Raw genomic sequence first — 1,251 nt, 5'->3', positions numbered from 1 at the left:
TGTTACCTTAACGGGTAATAGTGCTATCGTTGCATTGTCCGGGAACAACCGGAAAAATGTCGCGTAAATGTATCAGAATATCAATTCCATTAACCACCAATTTGCGACATCGTGCGGCTGTATCCGTTGGGGGTTCCTGTGTCCCTGTCCTTAAAATTGATTTCCGGTTTTATACCTAGTAAATCCCTAACCTGTTTTTGTAGGTCCTCCACCGTAACACCCGACCGCAAAGCCGTTTTGAGGTCGATCTGACCTGTTTCGTTGAGTAAACAAGGCCTTAACCAACCATCCGCTGATAGGCGCATTCGGTTACAGCGATCGCAAAAACATTCCGACATTTGGCTGATAAATCCTAGGGTTCCCTTAGCGCCCGGAATTTTAAAAACATCTGCGGGTCCGTTCCCTCGCACCTGGGATTCTGCTAAACCCCAACGACCCCGAATTTGCTCTCTCAACGTTTCCGAAGCTACCCAACCGCGATCGCCAAATAACTGGCCATTGCCAATAGGCATAAATTCGATAAACCGAACGTGCCAATCTCGGTCTATCGTTAACCCCGCTAAATCTAGGATTTCATGGTCATTTACCCCCGGAATTACCACCACATTCAGCTTCAGTGGGTTGAACCCTACCCGATAAGCCGATTGAATTCCATCCCAAACCTGTCGCCAGCGATCGCGCCCACGATTACCAATAATTTGATTAAAAATCTCAGGATCTAGAGAGTCTAAGCTAATATTAATCCGCCTTAAACCTGCCTGGTAAAGAGATTCTGCCATCGGGGATAGCAAAAAACCATTAGTCGTCATTGATAGATCCTCCGTTTCTGGAAATCCCGCGATTTTTGACACTAATTCCGTTACCCCAGGACGCAGCAACGGTTCACCCCCCGTTAGACGAAACCTAGTGAACCCCACCGGGATAAAAACTTCCCTCAGCAGTTTCAGCAGTTCCCCGTTGGTCAGTAAGTTCATCTCTAGGATATAGTCAATTTCCGCACCCTCCGGCATACAATACTGGCATCGAAAGTTACACCGATCTATTAGGCTCACTCGAAGATAATCAACAACATTATTCATCTGGTTTTTGCTAACTTTTAAATTTGACCTTGCTCTACGCCCTAGATGCTAACACCGGAAACGAACGCTGGCGCTTCAGAACAGAAAATTGGATTGGCTGATACATTTACGCGACATTTATCCGGCTATTGCCTGACAATGCGACGATAGCACTATTACCCGTTAAGGTAAC

1 protein-coding gene and 1 pseudogene are annotated in these 1,251 nt (G+C 46.3%); one reads left to right on the top strand and one right to left on the bottom strand.

Annotated elements, in window-relative coordinates; genetic code table 11:
- Positions 1-67: pseudogene (locus ACTIE0_RS24510) on the top strand (zinc ribbon domain-containing protein); the annotation flags it as partial.
- 22 nt (positions 68-89) lie between these two features.
- On the opposite strand, the gene moaA reads toward ACTIE0_RS24510, so the two are convergent.
- On the bottom strand, positions 90-1,079 hold the full coding sequence (gene moaA, locus ACTIE0_RS24505) for a GTP 3',8-cyclase MoaA (protein ID WP_008052103.1): 990 nt from the start codon (positions 1,077-1,079) through the stop codon (positions 90-92).
- Between the last annotated feature and the right edge of the window lie 172 nt (positions 1,080-1,251).

It is taken from the genome of Limnospira sp. (assembly GCF_051859755.1).
In the GTDB taxonomy this organism is placed as follows: Bacteria; Cyanobacteriota; Cyanobacteriia; order Cyanobacteriales; family Microcoleaceae; genus Limnospira; species Limnospira fusiformis.
The sequence above is the reverse complement of the archived record's forward strand: the minus strand, read 5'-3'. Positions and strand labels throughout refer to the sequence as shown.

Bases quoted from the DNA above. Each gene is read 5' to 3' on its own strand.
- moaA (WP_008052103.1), bottom strand. From the start codon at position 1,079: ATGAATAATGTTGTTGATTATCTTCGAGTGAGCCTAATAGATCGGTGT.